Source organism: Lactococcus cremoris subsp. cremoris KW2 (assembly GCF_000468955.1).
GTDB lineage: Bacteria > Bacillota > Bacilli > Lactobacillales > Streptococcaceae > Lactococcus > Lactococcus cremoris.
Map to the genome: position 1 here is coordinate 989,543 of NC_022369.1, position 22,288 is coordinate 1,011,830.

Below are 22,288 nucleotides of genomic sequence, written 5' to 3' on the forward strand. Positions count from 1 at the left end.
GGAACAAGACAGGGTTTTTTAACCTGAATAGAAAAAATTATGAGTTTCACAAGTGATGTAAAAAAAGAATTAACCCGTAATTTAGCCACAACTGGTGCCCTTCTTGCCCTTGTAAGAATGAATGGCTCTGTTGGAATTTTTAATGGTTTAACTTTATCTATTACGACAGAAAATGCTGGTACGGCTAAATACATTTATCAAATGCTTCAAGAACTCTATGAAATTCATGCTGAGATTCGTGTTCATCAAAAAACAACACTTTCTAAAAATCGGGTTTATACTGTTTTTATCACAGAGGGTGCTGGCGAATTATTAGATGAATTGAGTTTGGCTGATTCACTGATGCTGGATAATGGTGTCCCTGAATTTGTTAAAAATGATGAATTCATTAAAAAAGACTATTTGCGTGGCGCATTTTTGTCGGCTGGAGCTTTGCATAACCCTGAAAAAGGGGAGTATCAATTATCCATCGCAAATGTTTATCAGGAACATGCTGAGGATTTACAAGAAATATTTCGAGATTTTGGCTTAAATGCTCGAGTGATTGAACGAAAAAATCGGTGGATTCTTTATTTATCAAAAGCAGAAGAGATAATGGATTTTTTGACTTTGATTGGCGCAATGAAGGCGAGATTGAAATTTGAAGAAGCTAAAATTATGCGTGAAATGCGTGGGTTAGCTAATCGTCAGTCCAATTTTGAAAATGCTAATATTGCTAAATCCGTAATGGCTGCTCAAGAAGCAATTGATGCTATTCAATTTCTTAATGAAAAAAAAGAATTGGAACAGCTTCCACCCTCTTTAAAAGAAATCGCTCGTTTACGTTTAGAAAATCCAGAAGCAACGATTAAAGAATTGGGCGAATTACTGGACCCACCATTGGGAAAATCTGGAGTCAACCATCGACTAAGAAAACTGGTTGAACGCTCGAATGATTTAAAAAAAGTTGAAAGTTAATAAAAACTGGCTTGATAATGAGCCAGTTTTTATTATTTCCAACCATTAAGAAAGAAGCGAGAAAGAAGTTCGGTTTTTTCTAAAAGCCTTTCTATTGACAAGCCCTTCATTCCAGAATTAAAAATATTTATGATGAAAAGAAAGTCTTCTTTAGTGTATTCTTTAGAAATTTTTTCTTCTTTTTGTCCTTTTTCAAAAAGATTTTCGTAAATTTTTGCTTGAGGCAAAAGAGCATCAGTATCAAAAAAATCAGGACTTTCGGAGTATTGAGTCATTAGATTTTCTGAAAAAACAGGACTGAACACTTTAAGTTGTTTCAATTCAAGATCAATGATAGCCTGAAAAGTATCTGTAAAATCAAGGTCACCATTAATGATTTCCTCGATTTCATCAACCATGTGCTCAAAAGATTTTAGAAGAACATAGTTCATCAAATGACTTTTATTTTGATAGTATTTGAAAAGAGTTACCTTAGAAACAACCGCTTTTTTAGCAATTTCTTCGATTTTTATATCTTTTATTCTTTTTTCGTTTAGTAATTGAAAAGTGATTTCTAAAATTGCTTTTTTCTTTTGTTCAGTTTGGTTCACTACAAACACACTTTCTAGCTGACAGAGCAATCTGTCAGTAAATTTTTTATAGAAATTAGATATAACAAAATTATAACTTTTTTCTTGAACCATTTCAAATAAAAGAGTACAATATGAACTATAAAAATAAAATAGTTCATTTTTTTAAAAAGAGGATTGTTAAAAGTTTTTTGGTTGTATTTTTAGATAACTTTTCTTGAACTCTATAAAAGTTAAGGGTACAATATGAACTATAAGTATAAGAATAGTTCAGAGTACAAATTTGTCAAGCTAATCAAGGAGGAACAAAATGGCGAAAATTGTCGAAGTCAGTGGACTTCAAAAGAATTTTGGAAAGTTTCAGGCCTTAAAAAATGTATCTTTTGAGGTTAATTCTGGTGAAGTTTTGGGTTATATTGGACCAAATGGTGCAGGTAAATCAACAACTATTCGGATTTTACTTGGAATTATTAAAGCAACAAAAGGGAAGGCTCAAATTTTTGGTAAAGAAGTCTGGCAAGATTCAATTGAAATCCATAAAAAAATTGCTTATGTGCCTGGAGATGTTTATCTTTGGCCCAATTTATCGGGTGGAGAGACAATTGATTTGTTTTTGAAACTTCATGGACAAATTAACAAAGAGAAGCGGGATGAACTGATAAAAAAATTTGATTTGAATCCAAAGAAAAAAGTTCGCTCTTATTCCAAAGGAAATCGCCAAAAGATTGCGCTTATTGCAGCTTTAGCAACGGAGGCTGAACTTTATATTTTTGATGAGCCAACCAGTGGGTTAGACCCATTGATGGAGGCCATTTTTCAAAAAGAAGTGGAAAAATTAAAAATAGCGGGAAAAGCAATCATTTTGTCCAGTCACATCTTATCAGAGGTTGAAAAGTTAGCTGATAGAGTTGCGGTTATTCGAAAGGGTGAAATCGTTGAGACGGGTTCTCTTGAAGATTTACGACATTTGACAAGGTATCAGTATAAGGTTATAACGGAAGAAGTTCCTCATGATTTAGAAAAATTAGCTTCTGTTCATGATTTGCAGATTATTGACAGAGAAGCAAGTTTTCAGGCTGATTCAGATTCAATTGATGAAATATTAAAAACACTTTTACAATACCGAGTACATAAACTTGAATCAACTCCTCCAACGCTTGAAGACCTCTTTATGCGTCATTACCAGTAAGGGGGAAGCTTATGAAACAACCATTTTATAAAACAGAGGTTTTGTTTAGGGCCTTACTCAAAAGAGATTGGCTAAAATTACTTTTTTGGATTTTGGGAATGCTTGCATTTGCCGCTTCAGGGGCTGGAAAAATGGAAGTAGCCTCAAATCCAGCCACGGCAAATAGTCTTTATACAATGTTTGTCAAAAATCCAGCAATGATTGGCTTATTTGGCCCCACACCTGTAAATAGTCCAGCAAATTATAGTTTAGGCCCTATTTTTGGTCAAACGATGACTTTGATTACAGGTATCACCTTTGCTATTATTTCGATTATTTATGTTGTCAATCGAAGTAGAAAAGAAGAAGATGATGGAATTACTGAGCTTTTTCGTTCTTATTCTATCGGAAAGTTAGCAAACACGACGGCCCTAGTAATTGAACTTATTTTCTTACATCTACTAATGGCTATTCTGCTCGCCTTTTCCATTCAAGCGCAAAATGTAACAGGCTTAAATGATTTGGAAAGTAATTTACTCTTTGCTTTTACCACAAGTGCCCAAGGACTACTTTGGGGAATGTTTGCCTTACTTTTAGGGCAAGTTTTCTCTGATGCGAGTACAACTAAAGGGGTGACCTTCGGTTTGTTTGGATTGCTTTATATCATTCGAATGGGGACAGATGCAACCAATCTTTCTTTGGGGTGGTTTAATCCACTATCATGGGTTTATCTGGCTTTTCCCTATGTCAAAGGACATGAAAATTGGACCAGTGTCATTTTGACATTTAGTTTATCCTTGATTTTATTGGTCATTTCTTACTTTTTAGAGCTTAAAAGGGATGTGGGAGCTGGTTATTTGCCTGAGGGACAAGGAAGAGCGCAAGGAAAAAAAGCATTATTTGGTTTTCCTGGTCTTATTTTAAGTCTTGAAAAAAAGATGATTCTTGGCTGGCTTATTGGAAGTTTTGTGCTAGGTCTGGTTTATGGTTCGATGTTTGGTCAAATGGACCAATTTATTTCTAGTAATAAAACAGTTAAAGAAATTTTTGTGGGAAATGAAACCGCGGCCTCGGCGATTAGAGGAAACTTCATGGTTACTTTATTCTCTATTTTATCGATATTAGTTGCGGCCTTTGGAGTGATATTACTGATAAAAATGATGGGTGAGGAAAGAAGAAATCGCTTAGAGGCACTCTATGCATTGCCACTTTCAAGAGCAAAGGTCTATTTCACATATGTGCTGACAGCTATTTTTTCAGTTATAGTTGCACAATTTTTGGCTCTTTTAGGGATATTTATTGAACAATTGGGAAATGAGAATGTTCTTTCTTTTACAGAAATTATGAAATCTGGGATGATTTGGCTTGTTGCAGTCATCTTTGTCCTTGCTATCCTTAGTTTACTAATGGGTCTTGTTCCTCGGTTCGCTGATGTGATTTGGGTTTATCTAGGCTTCTTACTCTTTATGACTTATCTTGGAAAATTATTGAATCTGCCAAAATGGTTAGAAAATTTGAGCATTTACAGTCAGATTCCCAAATTACCAGTGGAGAAAATGAATCTTCCAACAGTCAGCTTGATATTAATCTTAGCTCTTGTATTAATTCTGATTGGCTATAAAGCTTATGAAAGACGTGACTTAATTACAGGATAAATTTAAAAGCTATCTAAACAAGATAGCTTTTTTTGTAAAATGAGCAACAAAATGTTGTCTAAACCCAGAAATACAGTATTTTTTAGCATTCTAATATAATTTATGATAGAATGAATGAGTTATTTTATAAATACGCTTTCAGGAGAAAAATTACATGATGAATCCGGCAGAAATTTTAACTGCGACCATTCACCACGGTCAGGAAAAAATAAAACGTCCTTTTTTAGAAAAAGCCGTTCTTGGTTTTATTGGTGGGGCAATGATTTCTTTTGGCTACTTGCTTTATATTCGGGCGATAGCTTCGGTAGCTGACGAACTAGGAAGTCTTGCAAGTTTGATTGGAGCGAGTGTCTTTCCAATTGGGCTAATCGTTATCTTGTTGGGTGGTGGCGAGCTGATTACTTCAAACATGACCGCTGTTTCTACTTCATTTTTTGCTAAAAAAGTGACTTTGAGTGAATTACTAAAAAATTGGTTAATCATTACTGTATTTAATGTCCTTGGTGCTATTTTTGTCGCTTTTGTTTTTGGACATCTTGTCGGATTGACAGGTATTGGAGCTTACAAAACGGAGCTTCTTAGTTTAGCACAATCGAAAATAAATGCTAGTTGGTCCCAAGAATTTCTCTCAGGAATCGGATGTAATTGGTTTGTTGGTCTGGCAATGTGGATGTGTTATGGGGCTAAAGATGCTGCTGGAAAAGTATTAGCAGTTTGGTTTCCGGTTATGGCTTTCGTTGCGATTGGTTTTCAGCATAGTATAGCTAATGCCTTTGTCATTCCAGCGGCAATTTTTGAAAATGGAGCAAGCTGGCTCGATTTTGCTCATAATTTTCTATTTGTTTATCTTGGTAATCTCTTTGGAGGGTCAATATTTGTTGCTGGATTTTATAGTTTAGGCTATCGAAGACAAGCAAGAGAACAAGAAGAACTAAAAAATAAAGAAAATAGTTACTGACAAAAAGTCAGTAACTATTTTTTTAACTGATGATAACGATTGTACCAAATTTCAACGTATTCTTTAGAAAAAGGCCCTTTTTCATTGTTAATCCAGTCAACAAGAATTTTGACATTTTCTTTTAGAATATGATCAATTTCTTTTGGATAGTGCATTTTGCGTCGGTGGCGCTCATATTCTTCAACATCGAGTAATTTCTTTTCTCCATCTTTGAAGACTTTCACGTCAAGGTCGTAATCAATATATTTCAGCGCTTCGTTATCGAGGACGAAGGGGCTCGCTAGATTGCAGTAGTAGCTAACGCCTTCCTCACGAATCATAGCAATGATGTTAAACCAAAACTTTTTGTGGAAGTAAACAATAGCAGGTTCGCGCGTGACCCAACGGCGATCGTCAGATTCCGTCACTAAAGTGTGATCATTTACTCCAATAATTGAATTTTCATTTGTTTTTAGAACCATGGTATCGCGCCAAGTGCGATGTAGATTCCCATCATGTTTATAGCTTTGAATCGTGATGAAGTCGCCTTCTTTCGGAATTTTCAAGGCTATTCTCTCTTTCTCAATTCAAAGTTCTCATCTATTAATATACCATTTTTTAAATGAAATTTACAGTAAAAATGTTTAGTTTAGGCAATAAATTGCTAATAAATGTTCGTTTTTTTAATTTTTATGTAGTAAAAGTGAGTTTTTATACTGATGGCTAATATTAGTCGTCTAAGTCAAAAATTGTCAAAGACGATTGAAATTCCTTCATCAAGTTTTCTCTTCGAAAAGCTTGCCAATCGGAACTTTTACGAAGCACATTATAACGTTTTCTCAAATGCCAATTTTCAGCAATCTGATATTGTGGATATTTGGCTAAAAATTCATTGACCATTTGCCATTCGTAAGGATATCCAAGAGGTCTCGCATGGTAAAGAATGTTATCAATCTTAAGGGGAGTTCGTCTTTGATGAAGATGTCCAAAAATGACGTCCGTAACTTTTGGAAAGTGGCAAAAAAGTTCATGGAAATGCTGAGAGCCCAAATAAGCATTAAAGCGAGCAAATTTTTCATAGCGGGTATTAATGATAAATTGCTGATGAGGGACAAAATGTGTGCTGACAATAATTCTCTCAATCTCTGGCTTTACTGACAATTCTGTCAGTAAAGTTTCTAGTTTCTCTAATTCGATAGCTGTCGTCTTGATATCATCAAATTGGCGATGGATTTTTCGGTCAAAATAAAAGGAATTTTTAAAAGCGATAATTTTTTGAAAATCGGCTTTTTCTTTCATAAAGGAATAGTCGTACCAACCATGAAAACTGACAAAGGCGGTCGATGCAAAAGTTTTCACTTTAAAATTACTGACAGAGATTTCTTCCTCAGAAAGTTCAACCATATCATGATTTCCAAGGTTAAAAGTGACTGATAAATCTGTCAGTGATTCTAATTGATGAAAAAAAGGTTCAGAGATATTATGTAAATCATTAGAAATATCTCCAGCAAAATGTAAATCTGTAATTTGTAAATCATTTAGAAGGGATATAAAAAGTTCAATTTCCTCTATAGAAAAGTGATTACTGTCCAAATGAAAATCTGAAATTATAGCCAATCGTCTTTTTTTAGTCATAGTCAAATTATAGCATGTGTCAGTAATTCTATCTAATATATAATTTTTGAGATTCCTATTATAAAAAAGTTTAAGTCCATTTTCTATTGAATAGCTTAGGTTAGGCTTATAGGCGGTGAATATGGTATAATGCAACTATGGAATTATCAGAAATTAGAAATTTACTTGAAGGATATAGCGAGAAGATTAATGGCTTTCGTGACTCCTTAGATCTTGACCGTTTGGAAGAAGAAATTGCTTTATTAGAAAATGATATGGCGCAGCCTGAATTTTGGAATGATCAAGCAGCGGCTCAAAAAGTCATTGACGAATCAAATGCTTTAAAAGCAAAATACGACAATTATCAAGCCATGAATAACATGCTTGAAGAAGCTCAAACCATGCTTGAAATGCTTCAGGAAGAAGCTGATGAAGACATGCAAGTCGAATTAGAAGAGATGACCACAGCTCTTGGTCAAAAAATTGAATCTTACGAACTCGAAATCATGCTTAATCAACCCTATGACCACATGAATGCGGTACTTGAAATCCATCCAGGTTCTGGTGGAACAGAGTCGCAGGACTGGGGCTCAATGCTCATGCGGATGTATACCCGCTGGGGTGAAGCGCATGGCTTTAAAGTAGAAATTTTGGACTATCAAGATGGAGATGTTGCTGGACTTAAATCAGTAGCCATTCGTTTTGTTGGGCGAAATGCTTATGGTTTTTTGCGCGGCGAAAAAGGAGTTCATCGTTTAGTTCGCATATCGCCATTTGATTCTGCTAATCGTCGTCATACTTCATTTACTTCAGTAGACGTGATGCCAGAACTGGATGATTCAATTGAAGTTGAAGTTCGTGATGCTGATGTGAAAATGGATACCTTCCGTTCTGGAGGAGCAGGTGGACAAAATGTCAATAAAGTATCCACAGGGGTTCGCTTGACTCACGTTCCAACAGGGATTGTTGTCCAATCAACAATGGATAGAACACAATATGGTAACCGTGACAAGGCCATGGCTATGTTGAAGTCAAAACTCTATCAATTAGAAATGGATAAAAAGCAAGCAGAAGTTGATGAACTTCGAGGAGACCAATCAGAAATCTCTTGGGGAAGTCAAATTCGTTCTTATGTTTTCATGCCATATCAGTTAGTCAAAGACACACGGACTGGTTATGAAACGGGACAAATTTCAAACGTTATGGACGGAGAAATAGACGGATTTATCAATGCTTACCTTCGTTGGAACCTCTAAAATTAAGCTGGTTCTTGGAGTTGTTGAAATGATTACGAAACATTAAAGTTATTAATGAAAAGATTATAAAATAAAAGTGCTACCTAAAGCACTTTTATTTTGATATAATTATTAGTAGTTCTGCTGAGGGAAATTTATTTATTACTGTCAGTAGAACGGAAGAGAAGTCTTATCGAGAAATAAAAAAGGTACAGTGCTGTGCCCGTTTTCTTGTTTTTTGATAAAATCCTCTTAAAAGCATCCATAGTGATTAAAATATGGATTTTACTAATAAGTTGCTGACTCATTCGTTAGTAATTGTCAGTCAAATCTAACACAGGAAAGGTACTATGAGTATTATAAAACTAAGCAACGTTTCCAAGAAATATTCTAATGGAACAACGGCTTTGCGTAATATTTCGCTCGAAATTGAAGCGGGAGAATTTACCTATATCGTTGGACCATCAGGAGCTGGGAAATCGACCTTTATCAAACTACTTTATCGTGAATTAAAGATTGACCGTGGTTCTGGAACAGTTGCGCAATATGATTTATCTAAATTAAGACGTCGAGACGTTCCATTGTTACGTCGTTCTGTAGGTGTGGTTTTCCAAGACTATAAACTCTTATCAAAGAAAACAGTTTATGAAAACATTGCCTATGCCATGGAAGTTATTGGTAAAAGCCCGCGCGAAATCAAAAAACGGGTCAATGAAGTGCTTGACCTCGTTGGATTGAAACACAAGATTCGTTCATTTCCAAATGAACTTTCAGGTGGGGAACAGCAACGTGTGGCAATCGCCCGCTCGATTGCTAATGCACCAAAAGTATTGATTGCCGATGAACCGACAGGGAACTTAGACCCTGAAAATTCTTGGGAAATCATGAATTTGCTTGAAAAAATTAATCTTCAAGGGACAACCATTTTGATGGCGACCCATAATAGCCAAATTGTTAACACCTTAAAGCACCGTGTTATCGCTATTGAAAACGGACGAATTGTCCGCGACCAAGAGGAAGGAGTTTACGGCTACGATGATTAGAAATTTCTTCAAACATATTTTGGAATCGCTCAAAAACTTAAAACGTAATGGTTGGATGACAGTTGCTGCTGTTTCATCAGTAACAATTACTTTGGTTTTGGTTGGACTTTTCCTTTCAATTATCCTGAACACTCAAAGATTGACTAAGGGAATTGAAAACAATGTCCGGATTGTTGCCTATATGAAATTAGACGTCCATGACCAGGAAGCGAAGATTCAAGATCCAAAAAACAATAAAAAAATAATTAATAATCCTGACCATCTTAAGATTTATGATTCAATCAAAGAAATTCCTAATGTAAAAACAGTAACTTTTTCAAGTAAAGAAGCTCAATTACAAGAATTGACTAAGGCCTTAGGAAATAACTGGAACCTTTTTAAAGGGGATGCAAATCCACTTTACGATGCTTATATCGTTGAAGCTGACAAGCCAATTAATGTAAAAGCAGTTACTTCTAAAATTTCCAAACTTTCAGGAATTGAAAAAGCAACTTATGGTGGTGCCAATACCGCAAAACTTTTCCAAATTGCACGAGGAGTTCAAACTTGGGGAACTGCAGCAGCGATTTTATTAATCTTTGTCGCGGTCTTCTTGATCTCTAACACCATTCGAATCACTATCCTATCAAGACAACGTGAGATTCAAATCATGCGTCTGGTTGGGGCTAAAAATGGTTATATTCGTTGGCCATTCTTCTTAGAGGGAGCTTGGGTTGGACTTTTAGGTTCAATTATTCCAAGTCTTATCGTTGCTTGGGCTTATCGTCTTGCTTTTGTTAGTCTGACACCAAGTCTTCAATCACAAAAACTTTCGATGTATGCGACTAGCGAGTTCATTCCAGCCATTGTTGGATTGATGGCTATAATTGGTATTTTGATTGGTTCATTCGGGGCCCTATTATCAATGCGTCGTTTCCTTAAAATTTAATAAAATTAAAAGAGAAGATTTATCTTCTCTTTTTTGTGTTAAAAAAAACTGTCAGTAATTAAGTTTTTACTTTTTTACTGACAGACTATTAAATTTATTTAATTAAATGTCATAATCTTCGTCAGACATTGCTTCCACTTCACCAAGGAGGTAAGAATTACCAACTTGTGAGAAGAAGTCATGGTTTGATGAAGAAGTTGAAATTCCGTTCATGACAACAGGATTGACATCAGCTGCAGTATCAGGGAAAAGTGGGTCTTGTCCGAGATTCATCAAAGCTTTATTGGCATTATAGCGTAAGAAAGTTAAGACTTCATCAGTCCAACCCACTTTATCATAAAGTAAATGAGAGTAGTTTTCTTCATTTTCGTAGAGTTTGTAGAGGAGCTCATACATCCAATCACGGAATTCACTTTGCTCATCTTCAGATAATTCATTAAAACCAAGCTGGAATTTATAACCAATATAAGTACCGTGTACAGATTCATCACGAATAATCAACTTGATAATTTCTGCTGAGTTAATCATCTTATTATTTCCAAGATAAAGTAAAGGTGTATAGAATCCTGAATAGAAGAGGCAAGTTTCAAGAAATACAGAAGCCACTTTCTTTTGAAGAGCGGTGCCAGATTCATAAATCTTATTGATGATTTCAGCCTTTGTCTGCATATAGACATTGGTATCCACCCAGTTAAAGAGTTCTTCAATTTCCTTTTTAGTATTTAAAGTTGAGAAAATTGTAGAATAAGATTTAGCATGGACTGACTCCATAAATTGGATATTATTGAAACAAGCAATTTCTTGAGGAGTTCTCGCATCATGTTTGAGGACTTCAGCCCCATCTACTGATTGTAAAGTATCAAGGAGAGTCAATCCAGCGAAGGCTTTAGCAAAAGTATCACGCTCAAGCTGTGGCAATTTACGCCAATCGTCCAAGTCATTAGAGACAGGAACACGTGTATCCAACCAGAATTGGCTAGTTAATTTCTCCCAAGTGTATTTATCGATTGAATCTTCAATAGAATTCCAGTCAATCGCACTATAATAAGTGGGGACAGTAAGATTTTCAGTTTCAGACATATTATTTCTCTCTTTTTAGCTACCGACAATTACTGTCAGTAAATTTTTTATCACTGACAATGTCGTCAGTAAAAATAGCTAGCTCATGACACCAAAAACTTTCGATAATTTATCAAAAGTTTGGCGTCAGTAAATTATTTTAGACCCTAGGTCAGGTTGATAGTTATACGTCGCACTTTGACCGACGATTTTTTGGAAAAATGAAACAAATAAGAAAGTAGAAAGTCCGCTCTAGCGGCTCTCGTATAAACACTAGATTCTTTAGCATTATTGTTTATGTTGTTTACGTCGTTTTCATTCATTGACAATACTTCAATGAATGAAAACAAGTAAGAAAATAGAAAGTCCGCTCTAGCGGCTTTCGTATAAACAATAGGTGCTTTAGCATCATTGGTTATGTTTTATTAAATGACACAACTTTCACATTGGTTAGCGCCGACTTCTTCTTGGTCATCAGTAAATGTACGAATGTAATAAATTGTTTTAATTCCTTTTTTGTAAGCATAGTTACGCAAAATAGACAAATCACGTGTGGTCATTTTATTATTTGCAACTTTCCATTCATACAAACCTTCTGGTAAAGTTGAACGCATAAATAAAGTGAGTGACAATCCTTGGTCAACGTGTTCTGTAGCAGCCGCATAAACATCAATGACCGCGCGCATATCAGTATCATAAGCTGATTTGTAGTAAGGAATTGTTTCAGTGGCAAGTCCAGCAGCTGGATAATAAATTTTCCCAACTTTCTTTTCTTGGCGTTCTTCAATCCGATTGACGATTGGGTGGATAGAAGAAGAACAGTCATTGATATAAGAAATAGAACCATTTGGAGCTACAGCCATCCGATAAGAATTATAAAGACCAGAAGTTTTTACAGTATCGCGTAATTCAGTCCAATCAGCGATTGTTGGAACGGCAATTCCTTTGAAAAGTTCTTGAACTTTAGGAGAAACAGCTGCAAAATAATCATGAGTCAAGTATTTATCAAAATAAGAACCATCAGCATAGGCAGATTTTTCAAAATTCTTGAAGCTAGACCCTTTTTCAACAGCCAATTTATTTGAAGCCACCAAAGTGTAGTAATTCAACAACATGAAATAGACACTTGTGAATTCAACGGCTTCTTTACTATCATAATGAATTTGATTTTGAGCTAAGAAAGAATGCAAGCCCATTGCTCCAAGCCCAATGGCATGCATTTCATCATTTCCTTTACGAACAGTTGGAACAGTATCCAGGTTTGAAGTTTCAGAAATGAAAGTTAAAGCACGAACCATTGATTCAACAGAAGTTCCAAATTCATCACTGGAAGTCATCATATTTAAGACATTAGTTGAACCTAAGTTACAAGCAACGTCAGTTCCAACGACTTTATAAGTTTGGTCATCATTCAAAACAGAAGGTGTTTGAACTTGAAGGATTTCAGAACAAAGGTTTGACATTGAAATCACCCCATCAACAGGATTAGCTTGATTGACCGTATCGACATTCACGATATAAGGATAACCAGATTCTTGTTGAAGTTTTGAAAGTTCTTGTTCAAGCTCACGGGCATTAATTGGTGTCTTGCGAATTTCTGGGTTAGCCACCATCTTGTCGTATTCAGCTGTAATATCGACTTCGGCAAAAGTTTTACCATAATATTTTTCAACGAAGTAAGGTTCAAAAAGATACATTGTTTCGCCTTTTTTAACCAATTCGTAGAATTTATCAGGAACAGTAACACCAAGTGAGAGAGTTTTAACGCGGATTTTTTCGTCAGCGTTTTCTTTTTTAGTTGATAAAAATTCCATGATATCTGGATGGAAAAGTGATAAATAAACTACACCAGCACCTTGTCGTTGCCCCAATTGATTGGCATAAGAAAAAGCATCCTCAAAAAGTTTCATGACAGGCACAACACCAGCGGCAACTCCATCATATCCTTTGATTGGTGCACCAGCAGCACGCAGATTAGTCAAATTAAGACCAACACCACCACCATTTTTAGAAAGTTGTAAGGCAGAATTAATCGTCCGTCCAATTGAATTCATATCATCAGTCAATTGTAAAAGAAAACAAGAAACGAATTCACCACGACGTTTACGACCAGCATTTAAGAAAGTTGGAGTAGCCGGTTGATAACGACGATTAATCATTGCAAAAGCAAGATTATTAGCTAATTTTTCATCGCCGTCAGCCATGTATAAAGCATTCATTAACACACGGTCTTCAAAATCTTCAAGATAGAGTGAACCGTCATTGTTTTTCATGGCATATTGATTATAAAATTTATAAGCAGCCATAAATGAATCAAAATGAAATTCAAATTTACTCAATTCTTTACGAAGATTTGTGATAAATTCTGGCTTATATTTTTCTAGAAATTCAGCTTCTAGGTATTCTTCTTTAACTAACCAATTAAGTTTATCGATATAAGTGTCAGCTTCATAACGATTAGGTTCAACATTCTCTTTGAAAAAAGCGGTAATTGCTTCTTTATCTTTGGCAAGAGGAATGCTACCATTCACGGGGATGTTAATCTCGTTATTGAGCTTGAAATAAGTTACATCTTTAAGTTGTTTTAGAGACATAATACTCCTTTTATAAAGTATTCACTTACTTTTAAAAATAAGTGAATCTGAAATGTATGATAAGTTCAAACTTGTTATTATAAAATAAAAGTTAAAATAAAGAAGCTTCACTCAAGTAGGGTGAAGCCATAAAAAATCACAGCGGATTTTTAAAGGTGACTTTCGCTCCTTGATCAAGCTGTGCAGCGAGTTTTTCAACGGCAGCAACATCAGCTGGCGTACCATTAAACTCAAAATCATATAAAAGTGGAATTTGATATTTTGCTGAAACTTCTTTAGCTGTAAAAATATAGATGCCAGCAAAATTACGATTTCCAGTGCCGATAATTCCACGACAATGTTTATAATTATCATTATAAGCCATAAAGTCAAAAACCGGGTCCATAACGTCTATTGATTTAGAAACGGTTGGTGATTCTTCAGCATAAGAGGGAGTTATCAAAAGGAAAGGCTCGTCCATCTCTAAATCATCGTCAGGTGTAATTTCGACATTCGGCAAGTTTGTTTTAGAAACAAAACGACGCGTTTGTCCAGTCACACTGAAATAAGCAAGTTTCATATTAAGCCAACTTTGCTAATTCAGAAGGACGGAAACCAGAAAAGGCGAAATCATCTTTTGTGATTACAGGAGCAGCTCGAAAACCCATTTCAATTACTTTTTCGACAAATTCAGGCTGTTCATCAATATTGATTTCGTTAAATGCAATTTCGTGTTCAGAAAGCCATTTTTTGACCATTTTGCATTGCATACAATTGTTTTTAGAATAAACTGTAACCATTTTAAATCTCCTTTTGGGGCCAATATATTTTTTAGACGGGAGTAAAAAGTCCTTGACTTTTTCTCGAGTTTTTATAGTCTTATTTTAGCGTAAAAAAAATATCTAGTCAAATTAAAGATACTAGATATAGTGTTAAATTATGTAAAAAAAGAAAAACAACACAATATATTGTGCTATTTTTCTTTTTGTCCCGATAAGTTTAAACCAAAGGGGACAAGGGATTCACAATGATTTTTGATTCTTTTGAGGTTTGTTTTATGTCGAAAAATGATAATAATTGCCAAAGCAAAAATAATAATTGAGAATAAAAGATCATAGGAAGTGAGAATAAATCCAAAGCTAGGGAAAATAAGAATTCCAAGCAGAGCAAAAATTGCAGCTACAACGCTTGAGAGGCTAATCATACTAAAGAGCCAGAGAACAAGAATAAAAATAACGAGAAGATAAAGAAGAAAGAATGGACTAAATCCAAGGACAACACCAGCAGAAGTAGCCACAGCTTTCCCGCCTTTAAAATGGTCGAAAATAGATAAGGTATGACCAATGACAGCCAACAATCCAAAAATTAAAGGAGAGACTCCATTAATATGGAAGATTAGTGGAAGAAGCGTTGCCAAAGTTCCTTTAAGCAAGTCAAAAATAAAGACCGCAATCCCAGCCTTTACACCAAGAATACGAAAAGTATTGGTCGTTCCAGTATTTCCTGAACCATAATCATGAAGATTTTTTTTGAAAAAAATCTTGCCAATCCATAGTCCAAAAGGAATTGCCCCTAAAAGATAGCTAGCAATGAGAAGAAGAATAATAATAAGCATAAGTTCTCCGAAGTTTATTTCGTTTAAAATCGATAATCTCTTTTAACTGTACAATTATACCATATTTTTATTAAAGATTACTGACAATATTGAAACTTATTGGCTTAATTGAAGCAAATATCTTACGATTAGCTTTTGAAATTCTCAGCAGTCCTTTGACAAAGCGTTCTGAACAAGGTACAATAATCAAGATGAATATTTTTTGTCAGTAAATTGCGAACAAAGCGAGTGATGATCTTGCTGATAAAAGATATGGGCTTTCGATGAGAGGAAAATAGATGGTAATAGATATTAATAATTACGATGACAGTGCAATTCAGGTCCTTGAAGGTTTGGACGCGGTCAGAAAGCGCCCAGGGATGTATATCGGATCAACTGATGGAACAGGTTTGCACCATTTGGTTTGGGAAATTGTAGATAATGCAGTCGATGAGGCCTTATCTGGTTTTGGGAATAAAATTACAGTGACCATTAATGCTGATGGTTCTTTATCTGTAGAAGATGAAGGGCGCGGAATGCCTGTCGGAAAACACGCGATGGGAATTCCAACTGTTGAGGTTATTTTCACTATTCTTCATGCTGGTGGTAAATTTGGTCAAGGGGGATATAAAACTTCTGGTGGATTGCATGGTGTAGGATCTTCGGTGGTAAATGCTCTTTCTACTTGGTTAGAAGTTGAAATCACTCGTGATGGGACTGTTTATTGCCAACGTTTTGAAAATGGAGGACATCCAGCAACTACTTTGGAAAAAATAGGGAAAGCTCCGAAATCAAAAACGGGGACAAAAGTGACTTTCATGCCCGATTCTACTATTTTTTCAACAACTGAATTTAAATATAACATCATTTCCGAGCGTTTAAATGAATCGGCCTTTCTTTTGAAAGAAGTAACGATTAGTCTTGAAGATAAACGTACGGATGAAAAAGAAGAATTTCATTATGAAAATGGAGTTCAGGATTTTGTAGCCTACCTGAATGAAGACAAAGATAGCTTAACTCCAGTTCTTTATTTTGAAGGAAAGCAAGATGGTTTTGAAGTTGAAGTTGCCCTCCAATATAATGATGGCTATTCAGAAAATATTCTTTCGTTTGTCAATAATGTTCGAACTAAAGATGGCGGAACGCACGAAGCAGGTTTAAAAACAGCTATCACTAAGGCAATGAACGAATATGCTCGTAAAGTCAATTTGCTTAAAGATAAAGATAAAAATCTGGAAGGGTCTGATTATCGTGAAGGTTTAACGGCAGTTTTATCTGTATTAATTCCAGAGGAACATCTCCAATTTGAAGGACAAACCAAAGATAAATTGGGTTCACCTTTGGCTCGTCCAGTGGTGGACAGCCTCGTTTCTGAAAAATTAAGTTTTTATTTGATGGAAAATGGTGAATTGGCTCAAAACCTGATTCGTAAAGCAATCAAAGCGCGTGAAGCACGTGAAGCAGCTCGTAAAGCACGTGAAGATTCTCGAAATGGTAAAAAATCTAAAAAAGATAAGGGTCTTTTGTCAGGGAAATTAACACCTGCCCAAACAAAAAATCCAAATAAAAATGAACTTTATTTGGTCGAAGGGGATTCAGCGGGCGGCTCTGCCAAACAAGGACGAGACCGAAAATTTCAAGCTATTTTGCCTTTACGTGGGAAAGTAATTAATACCGAAAAAGCAAAAATGCAAGATATTCTCAAAAATGAGGAAATCAATACCATGATTTACACTATTGGTGCTGGTGTTGGTGCAGATTTTACTTTGGCTGACCGTAATTATGATAAAGTGATTATCATGACCGATGCGGATACTGATGGGGCACACATTCAAACACTTTTATTGACTTTCTTCTATCGCTATATGAAACCTCTTGTAGAAGCTGGACATGTTTATATTGCGCTTCCTCCACTTTATAAAATGAGTGAAGGAAAAGGGAAAAAAGAGAAGATAGAGTACGCTTGGACAGATGGCGAGCTAGCAGAACTTCGTAAGCAGTTTGGTAAAAATGCAAATCTTCAACGTTATAAAGGACTTGGGGAAATGAACGCTGACCAACTTTGGGAAACAACGATGGACCCAGAAACTCGGACACTGATTCAAGTAACAATTGATGATGCAGCGCAAGCAGAAAAGCGTGTTTCCGTGCTGATGGGTGATAAAGTTGAACCACGTCGTAAATGGATCGAAAATAATGTGAAATTTACGATGGAAGAAGATACAGCTTTCTAAACAATTTTATTCAAATAATTACCTCGATTTTTCGAGGTTTTTTGTTTTAATTTGTGATAAAATGGAAGAAAATCTAAAAGACTTTCTTATAACGAAAAGAGAAGCAATGCAAAATTCAGCATTAATTATTATTGATTTACAAGCATTCATTAAGAAATTAGCAAAAAAAGCTGAACCTTATGGTTGGGATAAAATCATTGAGAACAATCGAGCGCTGATTGCCGCTTTTGACCAAGCAAATCAGCCGGTTTATTTAGTGACAGTTGAGCCAAAAATACTTTGGAAATCCGCTAAAGAAGCTTTTTCTCGCATGATTCTACAAGATGAATTAAATAATAATTCAAGACTGCATAAGTTGGTAAAATTTGGCCCATCAGCATTTAAACAATCAGACTATGGCTTAGCTGATGAGCTAAAAAAACTTTCTGTCAGTAAAATCTATGTTACTGGGGTTTCGATGAGTAATGGTGTCGTTAAAACAGCCAAGGATGGAGCTGAATCTGCTTTTGAGTCTTTTATTATCGAAGATGCTTGCGCTGACAGAAAGTTAAAAAACTTCCAGAAAACGCTGACAGAAATTCCTAAATTTGGGAAAGTAATTAGAACAAAAGAAATTATTGAGGAACTAAATAAAAATGTCTGAGAAATATGTCGTATTTGACTTTGAAACCACAGGATTTTCTGCACAAAAAAATGAAATTATTCAAATTGGTGCGGTAAAATATGATGAAAATAATCAAGAACTTGCCAGATTCAATCAATTAGTAAAAAACCAACGTTCTTATGTTTCGACAGAAATTACCCAATTGACTGGTATAAAACCAGCGGATTTATTGAATCAACCAACGATTGAAGAAATCTTACCCGATTTTTTAGATTTTATCAAAGGTCATTTATTAGTGGCACATAACGCACCTTTTGATATTTCATTCCTCTATCAAGCGATTATTGATTGCGCCATCACCGATGTTGAAGCTTTTCGTGTTTATGATACTTTAGCAGAAAGTAAAAAACTTCTGACCATGTCCTCTTATGCTTTGGAAAATTTCAAAGATTTACTGGAAATGAATGATTTACGTTCGCACGATGCCCTTAATGACTGTCTAATTACAGCTAAACTCTATCAATATTTACAAAAAATTGAAGAAGTTGAGCGGTCAGTAGAATCAGAAGTTGCTGACGAACTTGGTCAGTTAGATTTATTTGGTGACAGTTCTGATGAAATTACTGACAGCATTCGTCGAAAGTTAAACTTACCCATTACCAAGGCTTTGGTCTACTATCAGCAAAATTTAGAACGAAAATGGGAACGGTTTGAAGTTCTAGGAATTTCGGTTGAACGAGAATATTCTACAGGTTCAAGTCTAAAAATTCGTTTACATAATTCAGAAAAAGTGAAAATTCATTCTGATTTTCTAAAAGAAATGCAAAAAGCCAATTTCGTCACGATTATGGAGGAAGAGAAATGACAGCAATTTGGAAATTAAAAAAATTTAATCAATTAACAACAGACGAGATGTATCAACTTTTGAGTTTGCGTACGGCTGTCTTTGTTGTGGAGCAAAATTGTCCTTACCAAGAACTTGATGGTAAAGACCAAGTGGCGCAACATCTTTGGCTAGAAAATGACAAAGGAGAATTGATGGCTCTTTGTCGTCTTCTTCCACAAGGGATTTCATTTAATGAAGCCTCGATTGGTCGGGTCCTTGTTAATCCTGAATTTCGTGGACAAAATCTCGGACGGAGTCTTATTGATAAGGCTTTGGAAGTTCTCAAAGAAAATGGGGAAGCAGCAGTAACTATCGAGGCCCAATATTATTTACGAGATTTTTATGCTTCATTTGGCTTTGTTGAAAATTCAGAACCCTTTTATGAAGACGATATTAAACATGTAAACATGATATTGAACTTCTAACGTAAATCTTTTGCTGACAGCTTTGTCTAAAAATGCCGTTTGTGTTTTTTGCACCTTACGGGTTTTTTACTGTTTTCGTCAGTAATTTTTTTGCTTAAAATCAATCTGTCAGTAGCTTTAAAAATGATAAACACTTTCCTTTCTTTTGCCCAATAAATAATGTGTCAGTTTTTTTCGTTTTAATTTTGTGGTAGAATAGGAAAAGTGATTTTATATTATAGTCTGATAGACTAGAAGAACTGTCAGTAAAAATCATTCTTATTATAAGTTAATAAAAAAATTAGTATAAAAATTAAAGAAATTTTCTAAAAAGAAAGTTGAAATATGTCAAACATTCAAACCTTACCATTAGAAGATATAATGGGCGACCGATTTGGTCGATATTCAAAATATATCATTCAGGAGCGGGCGCTACCCGACATCCGTGATGGTTTAAAACCCGTACAGCGTCGAATTCTTTATTCGATGAACAAAGACGGAAATACCTTTGATAAGTCCTACCGTAAGTCAGCCAAATCGGTCGGGAACGTCATGGGTAATTTTCACCCACACGGTGATAGCTCAATTTATGAAGCAATGATTCGGATGAGTCAAGACTGGAAAATGGGCGAACCTTTAATTGAAATGCACGGGAATAACGGTTCAATGGATGGTGATCCACCTGCCGCAATGCGTTATACAGAAGCTCGTCTCTCAGAAATTTCTGGTTACCTTTTATCAGATATTGAGAAAGATACCGTAAGTCAGGCTTGGAACTTTGATGATACAGAGAAAGAACCAACCGTTTTACCAGCTGCTTTTCCAAATCTTTTAGTCAATGGTTCAACCGGGATATCAGCCGGTTATGCCACGGATATTCCTCCTCATAATCTTGGCGAAGTGATTGATGCCACCATTCACATGATTGACCACCCTAAAGTCGATGTTGACAAAATCATGGAATTTTTACCTGGACCCGATTTTCCTACTGGCGGAATCATTCAAGGGAAAGGCGAGATTAGAAAAGCTTATGAAAAAGGTAAAGGCCGCATTGTTGTTCGTTCAAAAGTTGATATTGAACCAATGAAAGGTGGGCGTGAGCAACTTATCGTCACTGAAATTCCATTTGAATTAAATAAAGCAAATTTGGTCAAGAAAATTGATGATGTCCGTGTCAATGCAAAAGTGCCAGGTATTGCTGAAGTCCGTGATGAATCTGACCGCGAAGGATTGCGGATTGCAATTGAATTGAAAAAAGAAGCCGATAGTCAACTTGTTTTAAATTACTTGTTTAAAAATACTGATTTACAAGTGAATTATAATTTTAACATGGTTGCTATTGACAACATGACACCTGTCCAAACCGGCGTTTTGCAAATGCTACGTTCTTACGTAAAACATCGGGAAGATGTCATCATCAAACGCTCGCAATTTGACCTAAATAAAGCGGAAAAAAGACTTCACTTAGTTGAAGGATTGATTCGCATGGTTTCCATTTTAGATGAAGTGGTGGCAACGATTCGTGCTTCTGAAAATAAAGCAGACGCTAAAGAAAATATTAAAGTTTCATTTGGATTTACTGAAGAACAAGCCGAAGCTATTGTTACTTTACAACTTTATCGTTTGACAAATACCGACATTGTCACTTTGCAAAATGAACAAGCAGAGTTAGAACAAAAAATTCTTGAACTTAAAGCAATTATTAATGACGAACGGACACTCTTTAATTTAATGAAGCGCGAACTGCGTGAAGTGAAGAAAAAATTTGCCAGACCACGCCGTAGTGAACTTCAAGATGAAGTGCAAACCATTGAGATAGAAGCTAGTGAATTGATTGTCGCTGAAGATACTGTCGTTTCAGTAACTCGTTCAGGTTATATCAAACGAACATCACCTCGGTCATTTGCTTCATCAGCACTTGAAGAAATCGGGAAACGTGATGATGACGAGTTGCTTTACTATGCTAATGCTAAAACAACACAGCATCTCTTGATTTTCACAAATCTTGGTAATGTGATTTACCGTCCAATTCATGAACTTTCTGACGTTCGCTGGAAGGATATTGGAGAACATTTGTCACAAAGTCTTTCTAATTTTTCATCTGATGAAAAAGTAATTTATGTTCAAATTGTTGATGCATTTGCAGGTGAAAATCTAGTCGTGGTTACACGAAATGGACAAATTAAACAAATTGAACGTGAAAGTTTTTCACCATGGCGAACTTACCGCTCGAAATCAACTCCTTATGCTAAACTCAAAGGAAATGATGATGAAGTTGTGCTCATTAGTCCTGTTCAATTTACTGACCTCATGCTTATTTCTGAAAATGGCTATGCCCTCCGCTTTAATCTTGATGATGTCCCAGTCTTGGGTGCTAGAGCAGCAGGTGTGAAGGCAATGAATCTTAAAAATGATGATAAGATAAAAGCAGCTTTCTTTGTCAACTCAAATAGTTGGTATCTGTTGACTCAACGGGCATTTATCAAACGAGTTAAAACAGAGGATATTCCAGCCACATCACGAGCAAATCGAGGTCTTCAAGTTTTAAGAACATTGAAGACAAATAACCATACCGTATTTGCGGCTGGTTTAATCAATTCAACTGCTGATTTATCAGCATTGACCGAAGAATTAGATTTGTTCAGTCAAGCTAAAGCACCAGCGACAAAAGAAACTGATGAACAAGTATTAGAAGTTATCAGTGAGACTGGCAAGAAATATGATATTAATTTGTGCGATTTATCATTATCAGATCGAACAAGCAATGGACATCCAATTGCTGATGATCTTGAAAAAATTGCAAGCGTAAAAATAAAATAAAAAAATCA

Annotated in this window: 20 protein-coding genes; 12 read left to right on the forward strand and 8 right to left on the reverse strand. The window is 35.5% G+C overall.

The features are described 5' to 3' along the window. The first annotated feature begins 39 nt into the window (after nucleotides 1-39). Entirely contained in the window at nucleotides 40-957 is a 918-nt protein-coding gene (gene whiA / locus KW2_RS04795) for a DNA-binding protein WhiA (RefSeq protein WP_011675974.1), read from the forward strand. Nucleotides 958-989: 32 nt separating this feature from the next. On the opposite strand, the gene KW2_RS04800 is transcribed toward whiA, so the two are convergent. Continuing rightward, on the reverse strand, nucleotides 990-1,547 hold the full coding sequence (locus KW2_RS04800) for a TetR/AcrR family transcriptional regulator (RefSeq protein ID WP_011675975.1): 558 nt from the start codon (nucleotides 1,545-1,547) through the stop codon (nucleotides 990-992). Nucleotides 1,548-1,836: 289 nt separating this feature from the next. Here KW2_RS04800 and KW2_RS04805 point away from each other — a divergent pair, with 289 nt between their 5' ends. From KW2_RS04805 to KW2_RS04815, 3 genes are all read left to right on the forward strand, one after another. Then, nucleotides 1,837-2,715: an ABC transporter ATP-binding protein gene (locus tag KW2_RS04805; RefSeq protein WP_011835392.1), complete on the forward strand. Its 879-nt coding sequence runs from the start codon at nucleotides 1,837-1,839 to the stop codon at nucleotides 2,713-2,715. Between the two features lie 11 nt (nucleotides 2,716-2,726). Next, the gene (locus KW2_RS04810; RefSeq protein WP_021037105.1) at nucleotides 2,727-4,349 is read left to right on the forward strand and encodes an ABC transporter permease; all 1,623 of its coding nucleotides are present in this window, start codon (nucleotides 2,727-2,729) and stop codon (nucleotides 4,347-4,349) included. Nucleotides 4,350-4,503: 154 nt separating this feature from the next. After that, complete coding sequence (locus tag KW2_RS04815) at nucleotides 4,504-5,307, forward strand: formate/nitrite transporter family protein (RefSeq protein WP_021037106.1); 804 nt, start codon at nucleotides 4,504-4,506, stop codon at nucleotides 5,305-5,307. 14 nt (nucleotides 5,308-5,321) lie between these two features. Here the strand turns inward: KW2_RS04815 and ntdP are convergent, their stop codons facing one another. Both ntdP and KW2_RS04825 read right to left on the reverse strand, forming a co-directional pair. Then, complete coding sequence (gene ntdP, locus KW2_RS04820) at nucleotides 5,322-5,852, reverse strand: nucleoside tri-diphosphate phosphatase (protein WP_003130958.1); 531 nt, start codon at nucleotides 5,850-5,852, stop codon at nucleotides 5,322-5,324. Between the two features lie 163 nt (nucleotides 5,853-6,015). After that, the gene (locus KW2_RS04825; RefSeq protein WP_021037107.1) at nucleotides 6,016-6,921 is read right to left on the reverse strand and encodes a metallophosphoesterase; all 906 of its coding nucleotides are present in this window, start codon (nucleotides 6,919-6,921) and stop codon (nucleotides 6,016-6,018) included. 137 nt (nucleotides 6,922-7,058) lie between these two features. Here KW2_RS04825 and prfB point away from each other — a divergent pair, with 137 nt between their 5' ends. The 3 genes from prfB (at nucleotide 7,059) to ftsX (ending at nucleotide 10,106) form a co-directional block, all read left to right on the forward strand. Next, a complete protein-coding gene (gene prfB / locus KW2_RS04830) occupies nucleotides 7,059-8,156 on the forward strand; it encodes a peptide chain release factor 2 (protein WP_011675981.1) in 1,098 nt (365 codons plus the stop codon). Between the two features lie 329 nt (nucleotides 8,157-8,485). Continuing rightward, a complete protein-coding gene (gene ftsE / locus KW2_RS04835; protein WP_011675982.1) occupies nucleotides 8,486-9,178 on the forward strand; it encodes a cell division ATP-binding protein FtsE in 693 nt (230 codons plus the stop codon). After that, nucleotides 9,171-10,106, forward strand: coding sequence for a permease-like cell division protein FtsX (gene ftsX / locus KW2_RS04840; RefSeq protein ID WP_011835384.1), 936 nt, complete (start codon nucleotides 9,171-9,173; stop codon nucleotides 10,104-10,106). The genes ftsE and ftsX overlap by 8 nt, the downstream gene beginning before the upstream one ends. Before the next feature lie 102 nt (nucleotides 10,107-10,208). On the opposite strand, the gene nrdF is transcribed toward ftsX, so the two are convergent. From nrdF to plsY, 5 genes are all read right to left on the reverse strand, one after another. After that, complete coding sequence (nrdF, locus tag KW2_RS04845) at nucleotides 10,209-11,186, reverse strand: class 1b ribonucleoside-diphosphate reductase subunit beta (protein ID WP_011675984.1); 978 nt, start codon at nucleotides 11,184-11,186, stop codon at nucleotides 10,209-10,211. A gap of 404 nt (nucleotides 11,187-11,590) precedes the next feature. Beyond that, complete coding sequence (gene nrdE / locus KW2_RS04850) at nucleotides 11,591-13,759, reverse strand: class 1b ribonucleoside-diphosphate reductase subunit alpha (RefSeq protein ID WP_021037108.1); 2,169 nt, start codon at nucleotides 13,757-13,759, stop codon at nucleotides 11,591-11,593. Between the two features lie 136 nt (nucleotides 13,760-13,895). Further along, nucleotides 13,896-14,318 (reverse strand): class Ib ribonucleoside-diphosphate reductase assembly flavoprotein NrdI, encoded by a 423-nt coding sequence (gene nrdI, locus KW2_RS04855; RefSeq protein WP_021037109.1) that lies wholly within the window; start codon nucleotides 14,316-14,318, stop codon nucleotides 13,896-13,898. A 1-nt stretch (nucleotide 14,319) separates the two neighbouring features. Further along, a complete protein-coding gene (locus tag KW2_RS04860; RefSeq protein WP_011675987.1) occupies nucleotides 14,320-14,538 on the reverse strand; it encodes a redoxin NrdH in 219 nt (72 codons plus the stop codon). Nucleotides 14,539-14,711: 173 nt separating this feature from the next. Then, complete coding sequence (plsY, locus tag KW2_RS04865; protein WP_011675988.1) at nucleotides 14,712-15,353, reverse strand: glycerol-3-phosphate 1-O-acyltransferase PlsY; 642 nt, start codon at nucleotides 15,351-15,353, stop codon at nucleotides 14,712-14,714. A gap of 278 nt (nucleotides 15,354-15,631) precedes the next feature. Between plsY and parE the strand changes: the two genes are divergently transcribed. The 5 genes from parE (at nucleotide 15,632) to parC (ending at nucleotide 22,280) form a co-directional block, all read left to right on the forward strand. Continuing rightward, the gene (parE, locus tag KW2_RS04870; RefSeq protein ID WP_021037110.1) at nucleotides 15,632-17,566 is read left to right on the forward strand and encodes a DNA topoisomerase IV subunit B; all 1,935 of its coding nucleotides are present in this window, start codon (nucleotides 15,632-15,634) and stop codon (nucleotides 17,564-17,566) included. 106 nt (nucleotides 17,567-17,672) lie between these two features. Beyond that, nucleotides 17,673-18,209, forward strand: coding sequence for a cysteine hydrolase family protein (locus KW2_RS04875; protein WP_021037111.1), 537 nt, complete (start codon nucleotides 17,673-17,675; stop codon nucleotides 18,207-18,209). Further along, nucleotides 18,202-19,035 (forward strand): 3'-5' exonuclease, encoded by an 834-nt coding sequence (locus KW2_RS04880; protein ID WP_011675992.1) that lies wholly within the window; start codon nucleotides 18,202-18,204, stop codon nucleotides 19,033-19,035. Before KW2_RS04875 ends, KW2_RS04880 begins: the two co-directional genes overlap by 8 nt. Continuing rightward, on the forward strand, nucleotides 19,032-19,481 hold the full coding sequence (locus KW2_RS04885) for a GNAT family N-acetyltransferase (RefSeq protein ID WP_021037112.1): 450 nt from the start codon (nucleotides 19,032-19,034) through the stop codon (nucleotides 19,479-19,481). Before KW2_RS04880 ends, KW2_RS04885 begins: the two co-directional genes overlap by 4 nt. 324 nt (nucleotides 19,482-19,805) lie before the next feature. Then, complete coding sequence (gene parC / locus KW2_RS04890; protein WP_021037113.1) at nucleotides 19,806-22,280, forward strand: DNA topoisomerase IV subunit A; 2,475 nt, start codon at nucleotides 19,806-19,808, stop codon at nucleotides 22,278-22,280. Nucleotides 22,281-22,288: the final 8 nt, after the last annotated feature.